Genomic DNA, 16,248 nt, shown 5'->3' on the forward strand with positions numbered 1-16,248 from the left:
GGTGGTCCGCCTGCTCACTTGTCAGCGGATCCCCGATCAGGATGCGCTTGGCGATCTGCGGTGCGTCGGGATTCTCCCCGTATTCGTCTGACACGAGCCGCGAGCCTACGCCCCTGTGGCCTCTCCTTACAACATCCTCACGGAATTCCTACACGGGCCCGCGAGCGCCCTAACGGAATCCTTACGGAGGCGAGGAAATAAACTGGCATCCCGTGGGGGAACAGATCATCCTGGCGTTCATCGCGATCGCGATCGGCATCGACGCGAGCATCCTGCTGTTCGTGCCGTTCGTGGCGGTCAGTTACCGTCGTCGCGGCGGGCTGAGCCTCGGCCGGTCGCTGCTGTGGTTCGCCGCCCTCGTCTACTTCTGGGCGATCTGGACATACACGCTCCTGCCGCTGCCCGACCCTGACAGCATCCGCTGCGTCGGGATGATCACCGATCCCCTGGAGGTCGTCCGCGACCTGCAGAAGGCATTCTCGGAGCCGGGAAACCCGCTGCGCCATCCCGCCCTGCTGCAGCTCGTTCTCAATGTGCTGCTGTTCGTGCCGCTCGGCGTCTTCCTGCGGGTGCTCGGCGCTCGCGGCATCGTCACCGCGCTGGCGGTGGGCCTCGGCCTCTCGCTTCTCATCGAGACGACGCAGCTCACCGGCGTGTGGGGTCTGTACCCCTGCGCCTACCGGTTCTTCGACGTCGGCGACCTCATGACCAACACGACAGGCTCCGTGCTGGGGTCGATCTTCGCCCTCGTCGTTCCGCGCGCGAAGCGCGGCATGGCGCCGCGGGCGGATGCCGACCAGCCGAGGCCCGTCACCAGGGGACGGCGCGCCATCGCGATGGTCTGCGACGCCTTGGCGTACGGCTTCGTGATGTACGGCTCGAGCATCGTCACGCAGCTGTGGTTCGAGTACGTCGTGCGCGATCGGGCGGTCGTGCTCGACGGGCGGATCGCAGAGACGGTCGGCATCGCGGCGGCATCCGGCCTGTGGCTCGCCGTCGTGCTCATCACAGGCCGATCAGTGGGGGATCTCGCGGTGCAGCTGCGATTCGCGGGGGCGCGGATGCCGGTGCCCATCGCACGCCTGCTGCGTTGGGCGGCGGGCATCGGGGGCATCGGCGCGCTGCCGCTGCTCGGCGACGCCTTCGACGGGGTCTCCTCGCTACTGATCCTGGTGTCGGTCGTGCTGCTGTTCACGACCAGGCTCGGCCGAGGCCTGCCTGGTCTCGCTTCGGGCCAGGAGCTGGTCGATGCCAGAGCGGATGCCGCGACGCGGCGCCGGGTGTGACCGGATGCGTCATCGGAGATGCACAGGCGTTTCAGATCGCGGATCGATAGCGTCGAAGCCATGAGCACGGTGTCCGTCGATGAGAGCGCGATCAGCGAGGCGAAGGAGCTCCGCGATCGGTTCCAGCGATTCCTGCACGAGTACGAGTTCGGCATGCGCGAGGTCGAGACGAAGATCTCGATCCTCAAGGACGAGTTCACGCATCACCATGCGTACAACCCGATCGAGCATGTGAAGAGTCGCGTGAAGTCTCCCGACAGCATCGTCGAGAAGATCGCCCGCAAGGGCATCGAAGACCCCGACTTCGAGCGTATCCGCGAGGAGATCACCGATATCGCCGGCGTCCGCGTCACGTGCAGCTTCACTGCCGACGTCTACCGCCTGTTCGATCTGCTGACCGCGCAGGACGACATCACCGTGCGCGTGGTGAAGGACTACATCAAGAACCCCAAGCCGAACGGCTACAAGAGCCTGCACGCGATCCTCGAGGTGCCCGTCTTCCTGTCGACCGGTGCGCTCTCGGTGCCGGTCGAGGTGCAGTTCCGGACGATCGCGATGGACTTCTGGGCGAGCCTCGAGCACAAGATCTACTACAAATTCGCCAACCAGGTGCCCGCGCACCTCGTCGACAGCCTGACGGACGCTGCCGAGGCGGCCGCCGAACTGGACCTGCGCATGGAACGGCTGCACCGCGAGGCTCACGGCGTTCCGCGGCGCGAGCTCGCACCGCCTCCGCCGCCTCGCATCGTCGGGGTCTGAGGCGACCTGCGTTCACAATTCAGGAACGTCGGCCCGATTCGCTGCGAAATCGACCGAATAGCGGTCGACCGCACTCGATTCTCCTGAGTTGTGAACGCGCCTCCGGGGCGAGGACTTGCGGTGGACGGCGAGTGCTGGAAGCATCGCCCGGGTGAAGGAGGCGAGCGTGAGCGTTGCGGATGTCGACACCGGCCTCGGCGCAGACCTCGACGAACTCGCCGGTCTCGATCGTGGACGTCAGCGGTGCGAGTGCGACCACGGCGACGACGACGGCTACTCACCCTGCGGTCGGAAAGCGAAATGGCGCGTCACGATCGACTGCACGTGCGGCGAGAACCATCCGCGCACGGTGGAGCTGTTGTGCGGACGGTGCCTGCGCACCGCCCGCGATGCGTTCGGACGTGAGGCCATCACCGCGCGCAGGCTCTGAACCGCGGTCTCGGTTCCCAACTCCTCAGAGAACGTGCCTTCCGTTCCCTGAGGTCGCCATGGAGCCGCCGACTCCGACGTTTCTTGAGGAGTTGTGAACGGCGACGGGCTCAGCCGAGGAACTCCCGCGCTGCGGACGACAGCGCCGTGACCCCGATCTCGATGGTCGGATGGATCACGGGCGCGTAGAACGGCGAGTGGTTCGTCGGGATGTCCTCGGCCTGCCGGCCCGCCGCGGCGGCCTCGGCGAACTTCACGGGATCGGCCCCGCCCCAGAACCAGAACACCAGGGGCGCCCCGGCATCGCGGGCGAACCACGACACGTCCTCGCTGCCGGTGAACATGCCGGGGTCGATGACCGAGGTCTCGCCGAGCTCGCGCTGCAGCGCGGCGGTCACTCGCGCCGTGGCCTCCGCGTCGTTGATCGTGGCGGGCAGGGTGTGCAGCGTCTCGATGTCCGGTTCGCGCTCGGCGCCGGATGCCGCAGCCTCCGCTCGCACGATCCGCTCGACGCTCGAGAGCACCTTCTCGCGGGTCACCTCGTCCGGGTACCGCAGGCTGAGCTCGAGCTTCGCCTCTGCGGGGATGATGTTGTTCTTCAGGCCTGCGTGGATCGAGCCCACGGTGACGACCGCGACGCCCTGCGGATCGACCTCGCGCGAGGCGATCGTCTGCAGGCGCATGACCGTGGCCGCGGCCATGACGACGGGGTCGATCGTGGCGTGCGGGCGGGAGCCGTGGCCACCGCGCCCGTGCAGCGTGACGGTGAGGCCATCGGAGGCCGCCATCTGCGTGCCGCTGCGGACTCCGATGATTCCGGCGGGGAGCGGGGTGACGTGCTGGCCGAGCACGACATCGGGCTTCGGGTAGCGCGAGAGGATGCCGTCGTCGAGCATGGCTCTGGCACCGGCGCCGTACTCCTCGGCGGGCTGGATGATGACGACCAGGGTTCCGCTCCAGTCGGCCCGTTCGGCGACGAGCTTCTCGACGGCGCCGATCATCGCGGTGACGTGCATGTCGTGACCGCACGCGTGCATCACCGGGACCGTGGTGCCGGCCGGGTCGACGCCCTTGGCGGTGCTCGCGTAGGCGAGTCCCGTCTGCTCCTCGACGGGCAGGGCGTCCATGTCGGCACGCACCCAGACGACCGGACCCTCGCCGTTGCGGAGCGCGCCGACGACGCCGGTCACGCCGACGCCCTCCTCGACCTCGAGCCCGAGATCGCGCAGGTGCTGCGCTGCGATGCCGGCCGTGCGGGTCTCCTGGAACGACAGCTCGGGATGCTGGTGCAGGTCCGTGTAGAGCGCTTCGAGATCGATCGTCATGGCCCCGAGCCTAGTGTCGCGGAGCCGGCGGCGGTCAGGAATCGTGCACGTACGACGCGAGCTCGGGACCGGGGTTCAGCACCGCGTTCACGATCGCGCGGATGGCGAACTCGGTGGCGTCCGCCAGCTCGACGACGTCGGGGTGCAGCAGCCATTGCAGCTGCAGGCCGTCCATCACGGCGAGGATGGCTGCGGATGCTGCGGCCACGGTTGCCGGCTCCCTCACGCCCTCCTGTGCGCACAGGTCGGCGAAGGCATCCGCCACGTCCTTGCGCAGCACCGTGTAACGGTGCTCGAAGTACGGGCGCCCAGGGTGGTCGTCGGTGACCGACTCGGCGGAGAGCACCGTATACGCCTGCACGATGCCGGGTCGCCGCTCGTTCACGAAGGCGGTCTTCACCAGGTGGATGAACAGCTCGGGGCCGTACGGGATGCGCTTGCTCTCGAGATCCTGGACATCGGCCTGGTCGCGGTAGTCGAGCACCTCGAGGAGGAGCTTCTGCTTCGAGCCGAAGTGGTGCAGGACACCGGCGTGCGTGATGCCCACCTGCTCGGCGACGTCGGCCAGGGTGCCGCCTGCGAACCCCTTGTTGCCGAAGATCTCGACGGCCGCCTTGAGGATCTGCTCGCGCTTCGCACGGGTGGCGGGGCGCACGCGGGAGGGCTCGGGTGCGGAGTCTTCGCCCTTGCTCATCGTGCTTCCTCCGTTTACTCGATCGTGACTTGATCGTACTTGCGATCACGCTTACCAGTCGGTAACCTCACCAACAACTTACTTTCTCGACAGTAAGTAAAGCAATCGCCCTCGCACAACGTCCTGTGTCCAAGGAGAAGCAATGAAGCTCAACAGATCCCTGATCGCCTTCACCGCGATCGCCGCCCTCGGAGTCACCGCGCTCGCCGGATGCTCCGCAGGCGGCGGCGATGACAAGCCCGCTGCCGGAGCGGCCCTCACGATCGCGAAGCCGGACGGCGCGATCACGACCGAGTCGCACAACCCGTACCTCGGTGACTCCTCCGCCTCCAAGTACGGCTACGGCAAGGTCATCTTCGAGCCGCTGGCCCTCGTGAACCCGACCGGCGACCTGAAGACCACGCCCTGGCTCGCCGAGTCTGTGGAATGGAACGCCGACTACACGCAGCTGACCGTCGTGCCGCGCGCCGGCGTCAAGTGGAGCGACGGCGAGGACTTCACCGCCGACGACATCGTCTTCACCTTCAGCATGTACATCGACGGCACGCTCAACGACACGTCTGCTCTCAACCTCGAGAGCGTGACGGCCGAGGGCGACTCCGTGGTCCTGACGTTCGCCGAGTCGAAGTTCACCGCGCAGGCCCGCGTGCTGCACACGCCGATCGTCCCCGAGCACATCTGGAAGGACATCGCCGACCCGAACAGCGATCCCCTCACCGACGAGGGACTCGCGGTCGGCACCGGCCCTTACGTGCTCGACAACTGGACCACCGAATCGGTCACACTCACGGCGAACGACGACTACTGGGGCGGCGAGCTCGCCGTTCCCGAACTGCACTACGTCTCCTACGGTGACAACGCAGCGCTGACGACCGCCCTCGTCTCCGGTGAGGCCGACTGGGCCCAGGCCTTCATCCCGCAGATCGAGGACAGCTACCTGGCGGCCGATGAGGACAACCACTTCCTCGCCTCGCCCACCGCCGGTGCGGGCACCCTGTTCATGAACCTGCAGACCAAGCCCTTCGACGACCCGGCGCTGCGGCAGGCGATCGCATGGACCGTCGACCGCCAGGCATACGTCGACGTCGCCCGTGAGGGCGCCAGCACTCCGATCTGGAACGTCACCGGTCTCGGCGATCTGCTCGCCGACGAGATCGCACCCGAGTTCGAGGATGCCGTCTACAGCGTCGATGTCGACAAGGCGAAGCAGATCCTCACGGATGCCGGGTACACCTGGAAGGACGACAAGCTCATCGACCCCGACGGCACGGCCGTCTCGTTCTCGATCTCCGTCCCTGCCGGATGGAGCGACTGGAACACCGAGCAGGCGCTGCTCGCGGAAGAGCTCGGCGAGGGCCTGGGCATCGACGTCAAGGTCGACCAGCCCGACTGGGGCGGCTGGGACGCGGCACGCCAGGAGGGCAGCTTCCAGATGATCATCCACTGGCTCGAGGACACGGGCAACGCCTACGGTCTGTACACCTCGACCATGGATCCGAAGTGGGTCGTCGACGGCAAGGCGCAGTTCAACTTCGGCCGCTACGACAACCCCGCCGTGACCGAGGCGCTCGACACCTACGCGAACACCTCGTCCGATGAGGAGCGTGCGGCCGCCGTCGCCGTGCTGGAGAAGGCGTTCGCCACCGACGTCCCGGCGATCCCGCTCGGCTCGCACCCGCTGCTGGGCGAGTTCAACACGCGCAGCTACGAGGGCTGGCCGTCCGAGGACGACCAGTACGCGTCGGCCGACCCGACGCAGCCCGCCGTGGTGCAGATCCTGACGAAGCTGACGGCCAAGTAGCGCCCGACCGGTCGTTGAGCGAGCCGAGCCGTCGTCGGCCGATGCCGAATGCGGAGAACGCGTTTCGTCTCGGTCGCTGCGCTCCCTCGCTCAACGACCGGATCCGCCCTCGCCACCCTCGGTCGCTGCGCTCCCTCGCCCAACGACCGGATGGTCCCCGCCCGCGGTCGCTGAGCGAGCGAAGCGAGACGAAACGCGGTGAGCCGACGTCGAAACGCGGATCGCCACCGGTCCGGAAGCAACGAAGGAACCCCATGACAGACCCCCTGCTCAGCGTGCGCGACTTCTCGGTCGTGTACGACGTCGATCCTCCCGTCGAGGCGGTGAAGCACGTCACCCTCGAACTCGCTCGCGGCGAGATCCTCGGACTCGCCGGCGAATCGGGCTGCGGCAAGACGACTCTCGCCTACGGCATCCAGCGCCTGCTCAAGGCACCGGCCGTGATCACCAGCGGCGCCGTGACGTTCCATGACGCGGGCGGCATCGAGATCGACATAAACGGGCTCGATCCCGAGCAGATGCGCCGCTTCCGCTGGGACAAGGTCTCGATGGTGTTCCAGGGGGCGATGAACGCGCTCAACCCGGTCGCGACCATCGGCTCGCAGCTCGAGGACGTGTTCGAGATCCACCGGCCCGACTTCAGTCGTCGTCGGCGGCGCGCCGAGGTCGCCGACCTGCTCGAGATCGTGAAGGTCGGCGCGGACCGAGCGCGGTCGTTCCCGCACGAGCTCTCCGGCGGCATGCGGCAGCGGGTGATGATCGCGATGGCGCTCGCGCTGCGGCCGCAGCTCATGGTCATGGATGAGCCGACCACGGCGCTCGATGTGCTGGTGCAGCGCGAGATCCTCAAGCAGATCTCTCAGCTGCGGCACGAGTTCGGCTTCTCGGTGATCTTCATCACGCACGACCTTCCGCTGCTGCTGGAGATCAGCGATCGCATCGCGATCATGCGCGAGGGTGAGATCGTGGAGCTCGACACCGCGGAGGCCATCTGGAACCGCCCGCAGGACGAGTACACCCGCACCCTGCTGTCGTCGTTCCCGCGCCTCACAGGAGACAAGGGGGTGGTGACGCGATGACCGTTCTCGACTTCTCGCACGTCACGAAGATCTACAACGTGCGCGGCGCGGGTCAGATCAAGGCGCTCGACGACGTCGACTTCCGCCTCGAGTCCGGGCAGACCATCGGCCTCGTGGGCCAGTCGGGCAGCGGCAAGTCGACGATCGCGAAGATCCTCACGCAGCTCGAGAGCCCCACCACCGGCGAGGTGCTGCTCGACGGCAAGCCCGTCCCGCGTCGTGGCAGGGGCCTGCGCGACTACCGGCAGCGCCTGCGCATGGTGTTCCAGGACCCGTTCGCCTCGCTCAACCCGTACCACTCGATCGGCTACCACGTGGAGCGTCCGCTGCGCCTGGACGGAGTGGTACCCAAGGCCGAGATCGGCGCCGAGGTGCGCCGGCTGCTCGAAAGGGTGCAGCTGAAGGCGGATGCCGTGATCGACCGCCGTCCGCACGAGCTCTCCGGCGGTCAGCGCCAGCGCGTCGCGATCGCGCGGGCACTCGCGTCGCGGCCCAGCCTGCTGGTCGCCGACGAGCCGGTGTCGATGCTCGACGTGTCGATTCGTCTCGGCGTCCTCAACCTGCTCGCCGACCTGCAGCGCGAAGAGGGGCTGGGCGTGCTCTACATCACCCACGACCTCGCCACAGCCCGGCACTTCAGCGACGAGATCATCGTGCTGAACCAGGGGCGCATCGTCGAACGCGGAACCGCGGACGACGTCATCCTGCGCCCGCAGGACCCGTACACGCAGCAGCTGCGCGCTGCATCGCCCGACCCGGAGAAGCATTTCTCGTCCATCCTCGGAGGTGCGGAGTGACCGTCATGACACCGGAGATCGCGCAGCCCGACGCCCTCGCGGCGGGCACGACGGCGACCCGCGCGGTCAAAGGCCGGGGGCGCGTGCCCTGGCGCTTCCTCGGCAGCCGCGCACTGTTCTACCTCTTCACCCTGTGGGCCGCGCTCACGATCAACTTCTTCCTGCCCCGCATGATGAAGGGCGACGCGGTCGACCAGTACCTCGCCCGCAACCGCAACGTGTCGCCCGAGGCGGCGGAGGCTCTGCGCGCTCTGCTCGGCCTCGACACCGACAAGTCGCTCCTGCAGCAGTACCTCGACTACTGGGGGCTCCTGCTCCGCGGAGACCTCGGCATCTCGCTGCTGCACGGTCTGCGGCCGGTAACCGAGGTGATCGCGCAGGCGCTGCCGTGGACGATCGGCCTGGTCGGCTTCGCGACCGTCGTCTCTTTCGCGATCGGCACGATCGGCGGTGCCGTCGTCGGCTGGCGCCGCGGAAGCAGACTCGACGCGCTGGTGCCGATCACGACCTTCCTCGGCACGATCCCCTACTTCTGGCTCGGCCTGCTCGCGATCGCCGTCTTCTCGGTGAACCTCGGCTGGTTCCCGATCGGCAAGGCCTACGGCGTCGGAGTGACGCCGGAATGGTCCCTCGAGTTCGTCGGCGAGGTCATCGTGCACGGCACGCTGCCCGCGCTGACGATCATCATCGCCTCGCTCGGAGGATGGATGCTGGGCATGCGCAACATGATGCTCACGGTCCTCGACGAGGACTACATCACCGTCGCGCAGGCGAAGGGCATGCCGAACCGCCGCGTGCTCTGGGGCTACGCCGCCCGAAACGCCGTGCTGCCGCAGATCCAGAGCTTCGCGCTCTCGATCGGCTTCATCGTGGGCGGCACGATCGTCATGGAGATGGTGTTCAGCTACCCGGGCGTCGGCAAGCTGCTCCTCGACGCGACGAACGCCAAGGACTACGCGCTCATGCAGGGCGTGTTCCTGATCCTCACGATCTCGGTGCTCGTCGCGAACATCATCGCCGACATCGCCTACGCATTCCTCGACCCGCGCACGCGCCAGACGGAGGCCTGAGCATGAACACCCCCGCCCCCGACACCGAGGCCGTCTCCGGCGTCGGCTCGCCCGAGACCCTCGTCGTGCGCACACGCGCCGCGTCCGCGGCATCCGCGCCGCAGCCGACCTTCTGGAGCCGGCTCGGAAGCGCCTTCGCGATGTTCCGCAACGGCAAGTCCATCACGGGTCTCGTCATCATCGGCGTCTTCGTGCTGATCGCGATCTTCGCCGACGTCCTGGCGCCCTACCCACCCACGAAGGTCGACAACACGCGCCGTTTCGAGGCGCCCTCGGCCGACCACTGGCTCGGAACCACGCACATCGGCGAAGACGTTCTGAGCCAGGTGATCCACGGCACCCGCGGCGTGATCGTCGTCGGCTTCCTCGCCGCCGCGATCGCCACGGTCATCGCCATCGCGGTCGGAGTCATCGCCGGGTACCTCCGAGGCTGGCAGAGCGAGTCGCTCTCTGCGCTGACGAACGTGTTCCTCGTGATCCCCGGACTGCCGCTGATCATCATCGTGGCGTCGATGTTCGACGAGCCGCCGCTGTGGGTGATCGCCGCCGTTCTCGGCATCACCGGCTGGGCGTGGGGCGCCCGAGTGCTGCGGGCCCAGACGATGTCGCTGCGCAATCGCGACTTCATCCAGGCCGCGCGCGCCAACGGCGAGCCGCTGCGGCGCATCATCGCGATCGAGATGCTGCCGAACCTGATGGCGCTGATCGCCGCGAGCTTCGTCGGCACCGTGACCGCCGCCATCCTCGGGCTCACCACGCTGTCGTACATCGGCGTGATCCCGGTGACGACATACAACTGGGGCACGATCCTGAACTGGGCCTCGGCCCAGGGCGCGTTCCGGCAGAATCAGTGGTGGTGGTATCTGCCTCCCGGGCTCTGCATCGCGCTGATCGGCGTCGCCCTGGCGCTCGTGAACTTCGGTATCGACGAGTACGTCAACCCGCGCCTGCGCTCGGCGGGCGAGCGCGCCAGGGCCATGCGCAAGAAGGGCCTCGACGTGAACGACGCGGTCACGGCCGTCCGCAGCATCCGCACCACCACCGCCGACGACACCGCAGCGAACCAGGAACGATGACACTCGCGACCACGCTTCCCTACCAGGACTCCGCCCTCTCGATCTCCGAGCGGGTCGCCGATCTGCTCTCGCGGATGACCGTCGAGGAGAAGATCGGACAGATGCTGCAGCTCGACGCGCGCGACGATCTCGACGACCACGTTCTGCGCCGGATGGCCGGATCGATCCTGCACACCTCGCCCGAGCGGCTGATCAGGGCGAACGAGCTCACCGCGCAGACCCGCCTGCGGATCCCGCTGATCGTCGGCGAGGACTGCATCCACGGGCACTCGTTCTGGCCGGGCGCCACGATCTACCCGACGCAGCTCGGGATGGCCGCGTCGTGGGATGCCGAGCTGGTGGAGAAGGTGGCGCGCGCCACGGCCGAGGAGGTCGCGGTCACCGGCATCCACTGGACCTTCTCTCCGGTGCTGTGCATCGCCCGCGACCTGCGCTGGGGACGCATCAGCGAGACCTTCGGCGAAGACCCGTTCCTGATCGGAGAGCTCGCCTCCGCGATGGTGCGCGGTTACCAGGGCGACGGACTCGCCGACCCCACCGCGATCCTCGCGACGGCCAAGCACTTCGCCGGCTACTCCGAGACGCAGGGCGGACGCGATGCCAGCGAGGCCGACATCTCGCGGCGCAAACTGCGCTCGTGGTTCCTGCCGCCGTTCGAGCGGGTGGCCCGTGAGGGATGCCGCACCTTCATGCTCGGCTACCAGACCACCGACGGCGTGCCGATCACGGTGAACGACTGGCTGCTCAGCGACGTGCTGCGCGGCGAGTGGGGCTACACCGGCACCCTCATCACCGACTGGGACAACATCGGCCGCATGGTCTGGGAGCAGCACGTGCAGCCCGACTACACCCACGCGGCCGCGGCCGCCGTGAAGGCCGGCAACGACATGGTCATGAACACGCCGCTGTTCTTCGAGGGGGCGCTGGATGCCGTTGCTCGCGGACTGCTCTCGTCCGCCGACTTCGATGCCGCGGTCGCCCGCATCCTCACCCTGAAGTTCGAGCTCGGCCTGTTCGAGAACCCGCGGCTGCCGAGAGACGAGGTGGATGCCGTCGTCGGCAGCGCCGCGCATGCGGACCTCAACCTCCAGATCACCCGGCGATCGATCGTGCTGCTCGAGAACGACGGCACGCTGCCGCTGTCTTCGGACGCGCCGCTCCGGGTGGCGGTCGTCGGGCCGCTGGCCGATGACGCGCAGACGCAGCTCGGCGACTGGGCCGGCGGCTCCGGTCAAGCCGGATGGCTCGACGCGCAGCCGCGCGAGATGATCACGACCGTGCTCGACGGGCTGCGCGAGGTCGGCGGCTGGTCTGTGCGCTCAGCGGTCGGCGCCGACATCCTCACCTTCGAGAACGGTCCTGACGACCTCGACCCGGTGCCGTGGGACCGCAAGTTCGTGCCTGCTGAACCGGACACCGAGCAGATCGCGGAGGCGGTCGCGCTCGCCGCGGCATCCGATGTCGTCGTGGCCGTCGTCGGCGACCGCATCGAACTCAACGGCGAGGGCCGGTCGACCGCGACGCTCGAGCTGCTCGGCGGGCAGAACGCGCTGCTCGACGCGCTCATCGCCGCAGGGACGCCCGTCGTCGTGGTGCTGATGGCCTCGAAGCCGCTCGTGCTGCCGGCATCCGTCTCGAAGGCGTCCGCCGTGATCTGGGCAGCCAACCCCGGCATGCAGGGCGGACGTGCGCTCGCCGAGATCATCTCCGGAGCCGTCGAGCCGTCCGGCCGGCTGCCCATCTCGTTCGCGCGCCACGTCGGGCAGCAGCCGACGTACTACAACCAGATCCGCGGGCAGCACGGCGATCGCTACGCCGACCTCACGCAGTCGCCCGCGTGGGCGTTCGGCGAGGGGCTGTCGTACTCGACGGTCGCGTACTCGGATCTGGCGGTGGAATCGGCGGCGCTCGGCCGCGACGACTCCGTGGTCGCGCACGTGACCGTGATGAACACCGGTGCGCGACCGGTGCGCGAGACCGTGCAGGTCTATGTGCGGGATGCCGTGACGAGCGTCAGCTGGGCCGACAAGGAGCTCAAGGCGTACTGCCAGGTCGATCTCGCCCCCGGCGAGTCGGCGCGGGTGCGGATCGAACTGCCGGTGGCGGACTGCACGATCGTGGATGCTGCAGGCAGGCGTCTCGTCGAGGCGGGGGAGTTCGCTCTTCTCGTGGGGCCGAGCTCGCGCGACGAGGTGCTGCTGAGCGCCGCGTTCACGGTGTCCTGAGCCGCTCCGTCACCTCCCGCCCCCGCATCGCTCCCGGCCGTGTCGCCTCCGACCGTGTCGCCGAGACCCCCACCTGTCGCCGAGACCCCCTGTTACAGCTGGGGGTCTCGGCGATAACCGGGGGTCTCGGCGCGGATCGCGGCAGGGACGAAGAGACTCACTCCTCGCGGAGCCGCTGCGGGCCGGCGCCCTGGCTGCCGAGAGCGTCGTCGGGGTTCAGCAGTCCGCACGCCTTCATCGACAGGCAGCCGCAGCCGATGCATCCGGTCAGCTCGCGTTCGAGCCGTTCGATCCCCTCGCGGCGCTTCTCGAGTTCGCGTTTCCAGCGGCGCGACGCGCGCTGCCAGTCGGCATGGCTCGGGGTCTGGGTGAGCGGCACGTCGGAGAACGCGTCCTGCACGTCGGCGAGGGGGATGCCGAGGCGTTTCGCGACCGTGATGAGCGAGACTCGACGGAGCATGTGCCGTGCGTACCGGCGCTGATTGCCGGGCGTGCGGGTCGAGGCGATCAGACCCAGGCTCTCGTAGAAGTGCAGCGCCGACGGAGCGACGCCGGTGCGCCGGCTCATCTCGCCGATCGTGAGCGGTTCGTCCGGGCCGTGATGGGCCGGATCGGTGTCGCCATTCATGCGCGCTCCCCTCGATTTGACCTCAAGTCTACTTGAGGTCTTAGCGTTGCATACGTGACCCGAACTCCCGCGACGACCGTTTCCGCAGCAGCACCCGTCCCCTCCGAGGTCGGGGAGGCGATGAAGTCGGCTTTCCGCGGGCATCCTGCCGGCGTCGCGATCATCACGGCGATGAGCGCCTCAGGACCCGTCGGCCTCACCGCGTCGAGCGTCGCATCCGTGGCGGTCGACCCCGCGGCGATCGTGTTCTCAGTGACCCGCGCGACCGGCAGCGCGGGCGCGATCCTCGCGGCGGACAGCTTCGTCGTGCATCTCATCGACGACGAGCATTCCGCTCTCGCGCAGAGCTTCGCCGTGAGCGGCGCCGAGCGCTTCACGCCGGAGCAGGGCTGGAGCGTGCTGCCGACCGGCGAGCCTTACCTGCCCGCCGCTCGGGTCGCCCTGCGCTGCCGCCCGATTCAGGCCGTGCCCGTCGGATCGTCGACCGTCGTCATAGCCGAGGTCGTCGAGGTCGCCGAGGGGCGAGCCGGTCGCCCGCTCGTCTATGTCGACCGCCGTTTCCACGCCCTTCCGCACGACCGATTCGCCTGACCTGAGAGGAAGACCATGTCCACGCTGTACACCCTCCCCGAGCTGCCCTACGACTACTCGGCGCTCGCCCCGCACATCTCCGGCACGATCATGGAGCTGCATCACTCCAAGCACCACCAGGCCTATGTCACCGGCGCGAACACGGCGCTCGAGCAGCTCGCCGCCGCACGCGACGCGGGCGATCTCTCGGCGGTGAACAAGCTCGAGAAGGACCTGGCGTTCAACCTGGGCGGGCACATCAACCACTCCGTGTTCTGGGAGAACCTCTCGCCCGACGGCGGCGGCGCCCCCGAGGGGGAGCTCGCCGCGGCGATCGAGGACTCGTTCGGGTCGTTCGACGCGTTCCGCGCGCACTTCACCGCGACCGCCCTCGGCGTGCAGGGATCAGGCTGGGCAGTGCTCGCCTGGGACTCGGTGGGCGCGCGCCCCGTCGTGTTCCAGCTGTTCGACCAGCAGGGCAACGCGCCGCTCGGGGTGACGCCGCTGCTGCAGCTCGACGTCTGGGAGCACGCGTACTACCTCGACTACCGCAACGTACGAGCCGACTATGTGAAGGCGTTCTGGGAGATCGTCAACTGGCCCGATGTGCAGCGTCGCTTCCAGCTCGCGCAAGAGGCGACGAAGGGGCTCATCGTCGCCCGCTGAGCTGCTCGGCGGGTGCCTCAGCCGAGCAGCTCGGCGGTCAGGACCTCGATGCGTCGCTTGATCTCGTCGCGGATCGGGCGGACGGCGTCGATGCCCTGGCCGGCCGGGTCGTCGAGCTTCCAGTCCTCGTAGCGCTTGCCGGAGAAGAACGGGCACGCGTCGCCGCATCCCATCGTGATCACGACATCGGACGCCTGCACGGCCTCGGTCGTGAGCACCTTGGGGGCTTCGGCGGTGATGTCGATCCCGAGCTCGCCCATCGCCTCGACGGCGATCGGATTGATCTGCTCGGCGGGCATCGACCCCGCCGAGCGCACCTCGATGCGGTCGCCGGCGATGTCGCGCAGGAACCCGGCGGCCATCTGCGAACGGCCGGCGTTGTGCACGCAGACGAAGAGGACGGAGGGTCTGGCGGATGTGTCGGTCATCGTGACTCCAGGGTAAGGGCGGGGGTGGATGCTGCGGAAGAGCTGCCCGGCCGCGAGCCGATCTGCAGCACGGCGGGGGCGGCGCAGCATCCGCTCGCCGACTCGTCGAAGTCGCCCGCGCCGCCGCACACGCCGGTGTCGGGGAGGGCGAGCTCGATGCGCGCAGCGGCCTCGTGGTCGCCCGCCAGGTGCGCGACGACGCTGCGCACCTGCTCGTAGCCGGTCAGCGCGAGGAAGGTCGGAGCGCGCCCGTACGACTTGGCGCCGACGATGAACAGTCCCTGCTCGGGCTGGGCGAGCTGCCGGGCGCCGGTCGCCGAGACCGACCCGCAGGAGTGGACGTTCGGGTCGATCTCCGCGGCGATTCCCGCGACCGCGTCGAGCGTCGCGTCGAGGTCGATGCGCAGCTCGCGGAGGATCCCGATGTCGGGACGGAAGCCGGTGAGCGCGAAGACCCGCGCGACGTCGGTCACCTCGCGACCGTCCTCGGCGTGGATGGTCAGCAGCTCGGATGCTCTGCCGACAGCGGCCACTCGGAATCCGGTGATCGCCTCGACGACGCCCGACTCGATCACCTTGCGAGCGCGGGATCCGAGCGCGGCTCGCTCGGGGAGCTCGTCTCCCGACCCTCCGCCGTACACGTTCGAGACGCTGCCGCGGCGCAGCAGCCAGGTCACCCGCGTGCCCGGCGCCCTGCGGGCCAGCTCACTCAGGTGCAGAACGGTGTGGGTCGCGGAATGCCCCGCTCCGACGACCACGACGTGCGTGCCGGCGAGGTCGGCGACGTCATCGGGGATCCGATAGGAGATGAGATCGGATGCCGCGGCTTCGCCGACAGCGGGGAAGCCGTCGGCCCCGGCCGGGTTGGGAAGGCCCCACGTGCCGCTCGCGTCGATCACGGCACGAGCGAGCAGGCGTGCTTCTGCGCCGTCGCCGCCCCGGGTGTGCACGACGAAGGGCTGGCTCCTGCGTCCGGCATCCACCACTTTGTCCCGTCCCTGGCGGGAGACACCGGTGACGGTGGTGTCGTAGCGGATGCGGTCGCCCAGTGCCTCGGCGAGGGGAGCCAGGTAGTCGCTCACCCATTCGGCACCGGTCGGGTATCCGGCGGCGGGCGCAGTCCATCCGCTCTTCTCGAGAAGGCGGCGGGCTGCGGAGTCGATCAGCTCGGGCCATGCCGAGAAGAGGCGCACATGGCCCCACTCGGCCACCGCGGCGCCAGGGCCCGCTCCGCGTTCGGCGACGATGACGTCGACGCCTCGTTCGGTCAGATGCGCGGCGGCGGCGAGCCCCTGGGGGCCGGCTCCGACGACGACGACAGGAAGCTCGGGCATCGCGTTCTCCTCAGATCGAAAGACTTCAATATGATGAGCGTCATGCATCTATCGAAGTTTGTCAATACGTGTCAGACTGGA

The 16,248-nt window shown here is 68.5% G+C and carries 16 protein-coding genes; 11 read left to right on the top strand and 5 right to left on the bottom strand.

The window, feature by feature from the left end:
- Window positions 1-212 precede the first annotated feature (212 nt).
- The 3 genes from RS84_RS06105 (at window position 213) to RS84_RS06115 (ending at window position 2,475) form a co-directional block, all read left to right on the top strand.
- A complete protein-coding gene (locus RS84_RS06105) occupies window positions 213-1,286 on the top strand; it encodes a VanZ family protein (RefSeq protein ID WP_045256865.1) in 1,074 nt (357 codons plus the stop codon).
- Between the two features lie 60 nt (window positions 1,287-1,346).
- Window positions 1,347-2,045 (top strand): GTP pyrophosphokinase family protein, encoded by a 699-nt coding sequence (locus RS84_RS06110; protein WP_045256866.1) that lies wholly within the window; start codon window positions 1,347-1,349, stop codon window positions 2,043-2,045.
- Window positions 2,046-2,211: 166 nt separating this feature from the next.
- Entirely contained in the window at window positions 2,212-2,475 is a 264-nt protein-coding gene (locus tag RS84_RS06115; RefSeq protein ID WP_152641768.1) for a hypothetical protein, read from the top strand.
- A 109-nt stretch (window positions 2,476-2,584) separates the two neighbouring features.
- Here RS84_RS06115 and RS84_RS06120 read toward each other — a convergent pair whose 3' ends face one another.
- Window positions 2,585-3,799, bottom strand: coding sequence for an amidohydrolase (locus RS84_RS06120; RefSeq protein WP_045256868.1), 1,215 nt, complete (start codon window positions 3,797-3,799; stop codon window positions 2,585-2,587).
- Window positions 3,800-3,833: 34 nt separating this feature from the next.
- Window positions 3,834-4,493 (bottom strand): TetR/AcrR family transcriptional regulator, encoded by a 660-nt coding sequence (locus RS84_RS06125; protein ID WP_045256869.1) that lies wholly within the window; start codon window positions 4,491-4,493, stop codon window positions 3,834-3,836.
- 142 nt (window positions 4,494-4,635) lie between these two features.
- Here RS84_RS06125 and RS84_RS06130 point away from each other — a divergent pair, with 142 nt between their 5' ends.
- The 6 genes from RS84_RS06130 to RS84_RS06155 all read left to right on the top strand — a co-directional run bounded on the left by RS84_RS06130 (window position 4,636) and on the right by RS84_RS06155 (window position 12,541).
- Entirely contained in the window at window positions 4,636-6,294 is a 1,659-nt protein-coding gene (locus RS84_RS06130; RefSeq protein WP_045256870.1) for an ABC transporter substrate-binding protein, read from the top strand.
- A gap of 254 nt (window positions 6,295-6,548) precedes the next feature.
- A complete protein-coding gene (locus RS84_RS06135; RefSeq protein ID WP_045256871.1) occupies window positions 6,549-7,373 on the top strand; it encodes an ABC transporter ATP-binding protein in 825 nt (274 codons plus the stop codon).
- Window positions 7,370-8,170, top strand: coding sequence for an ABC transporter ATP-binding protein (locus RS84_RS06140; protein ID WP_045256872.1), 801 nt, complete (start codon window positions 7,370-7,372; stop codon window positions 8,168-8,170). Before RS84_RS06135 ends, RS84_RS06140 begins: the two co-directional genes overlap by 4 nt.
- A gap of 5 nt (window positions 8,171-8,175) precedes the next feature.
- Window positions 8,176-9,240, top strand: a complete 1,065-nt coding sequence (locus tag RS84_RS06145) for an ABC transporter permease (protein ID WP_200891988.1) — start codon at window positions 8,176-8,178, stop codon at window positions 9,238-9,240.
- 2 nt (window positions 9,241-9,242) lie between these two features.
- Window positions 9,243-10,316, top strand: a complete 1,074-nt coding sequence (locus RS84_RS06150; RefSeq protein WP_082062069.1) for an ABC transporter permease — start codon at window positions 9,243-9,245, stop codon at window positions 10,314-10,316.
- A complete protein-coding gene (locus RS84_RS06155) occupies window positions 10,313-12,541 on the top strand; it encodes a glycoside hydrolase family 3 N-terminal domain-containing protein (protein ID WP_045256874.1) in 2,229 nt (742 codons plus the stop codon). The genes RS84_RS06150 and RS84_RS06155 overlap by 4 nt, the downstream gene beginning before the upstream one ends.
- Before the next feature lie 157 nt (window positions 12,542-12,698).
- On the opposite strand, the gene soxR is transcribed toward RS84_RS06155, so the two are convergent.
- Entirely contained in the window at window positions 12,699-13,169 is a 471-nt protein-coding gene (soxR, locus tag RS84_RS06160) for a redox-sensitive transcriptional activator SoxR (RefSeq protein ID WP_045256875.1), read from the bottom strand.
- Window positions 13,170-13,289: 120 nt separating this feature from the next.
- Here soxR and RS84_RS06165 point away from each other — a divergent pair, with 120 nt between their 5' ends.
- Window positions 13,290-13,760, top strand: a complete 471-nt coding sequence (locus RS84_RS06165; RefSeq protein WP_045256876.1) for a flavin reductase family protein — start codon at window positions 13,290-13,292, stop codon at window positions 13,758-13,760.
- Window positions 13,761-13,775: 15 nt separating this feature from the next.
- Window positions 13,776-14,405 carry a superoxide dismutase gene (locus RS84_RS06170; RefSeq protein WP_045256877.1) on the top strand — a complete coding sequence of 210 codons (630 nt, stop codon included), beginning with the start codon at window positions 13,776-13,778 and terminating at the stop codon, window positions 14,403-14,405.
- Window positions 14,406-14,422: 17 nt separating this feature from the next.
- Here the strand turns inward: RS84_RS06170 and RS84_RS06175 are convergent, their stop codons facing one another.
- A complete protein-coding gene (locus RS84_RS06175; protein WP_045256878.1) occupies window positions 14,423-14,833 on the bottom strand; it encodes an arsenate reductase ArsC in 411 nt (136 codons plus the stop codon).
- The gene (locus RS84_RS06180) at window positions 14,830-16,167 is read right to left on the bottom strand and encodes an NAD(P)-binding domain-containing protein (RefSeq protein WP_045256879.1); all 1,338 of its coding nucleotides are present in this window, start codon (window positions 16,165-16,167) and stop codon (window positions 14,830-14,832) included. Before RS84_RS06180 ends, RS84_RS06175 begins: the two co-directional genes overlap by 4 nt.
- Window positions 16,168-16,248 lie beyond the last annotated feature (81 nt).

Source organism: Microbacterium hydrocarbonoxydans (assembly GCF_000956475.1).
Taxonomy (GTDB): domain Bacteria; phylum Actinomycetota; class Actinomycetes; order Actinomycetales; family Microbacteriaceae; genus Microbacterium; species Microbacterium hydrocarbonoxydans_A.

What these genes read in the sequence shown, in the direction of transcription:
- RS84_RS06110 (WP_045256866.1), top strand. Translation starts at nt 1,347, where the DNA reads ATGAGCACGGTGTCCGTCGATGAGAGCGCGATCAGCGAGGCGAAGGAG.
- RS84_RS06120 (WP_045256868.1), bottom strand. Translation starts at nt 3,799, where the DNA reads ATGACGATCGATCTCGAAGCGCTCTACACGGACCTGCACCAGCATCCC.
- RS84_RS06125 (WP_045256869.1), bottom strand. Translation starts at nt 4,493, where the DNA reads ATGAGCAAGGGCGAAGACTCCGCACCCGAGCCCTCCCGCGTGCGCCCC.
- RS84_RS06130 (WP_045256870.1), top strand. Translation starts at nt 4,636, where the DNA reads ATGAAGCTCAACAGATCCCTGATCGCCTTCACCGCGATCGCCGCCCTC.
- RS84_RS06135 (WP_045256871.1), top strand. Translation starts at nt 6,549, where the DNA reads ATGACAGACCCCCTGCTCAGCGTGCGCGACTTCTCGGTCGTGTACGAC.
- RS84_RS06140 (WP_045256872.1), top strand. Translation starts at nt 7,370, where the DNA reads ATGACCGTTCTCGACTTCTCGCACGTCACGAAGATCTACAACGTGCGC.
- RS84_RS06145 (WP_200891988.1), top strand. Translation starts at nt 8,176, where the DNA reads ATGACACCGGAGATCGCGCAGCCCGACGCCCTCGCGGCGGGCACGACG.
- RS84_RS06150 (WP_082062069.1), top strand. Translation starts at nt 9,243, where the DNA reads ATGAACACCCCCGCCCCCGACACCGAGGCCGTCTCCGGCGTCGGCTCG.
- RS84_RS06155 (WP_045256874.1), top strand. Translation starts at nt 10,313, where the DNA reads ATGACACTCGCGACCACGCTTCCCTACCAGGACTCCGCCCTCTCGATC.
- soxR (WP_045256875.1), bottom strand. Translation starts at nt 13,169, where the DNA reads ATGAATGGCGACACCGATCCGGCCCATCACGGCCCGGACGAACCGCTC.
- RS84_RS06165 (WP_045256876.1), top strand. Translation starts at nt 13,290, where the DNA reads ATGAAGTCGGCTTTCCGCGGGCATCCTGCCGGCGTCGCGATCATCACG.
- RS84_RS06170 (WP_045256877.1), top strand. Translation starts at nt 13,776, where the DNA reads ATGTCCACGCTGTACACCCTCCCCGAGCTGCCCTACGACTACTCGGCG.
- RS84_RS06175 (WP_045256878.1), bottom strand. Translation starts at nt 14,833, where the DNA reads ATGACCGACACATCCGCCAGACCCTCCGTCCTCTTCGTCTGCGTGCAC.
- RS84_RS06180 (WP_045256879.1), bottom strand. Translation starts at nt 16,167, where the DNA reads ATGCCCGAGCTTCCTGTCGTCGTCGTCGGAGCCGGCCCCCAGGGGCTC.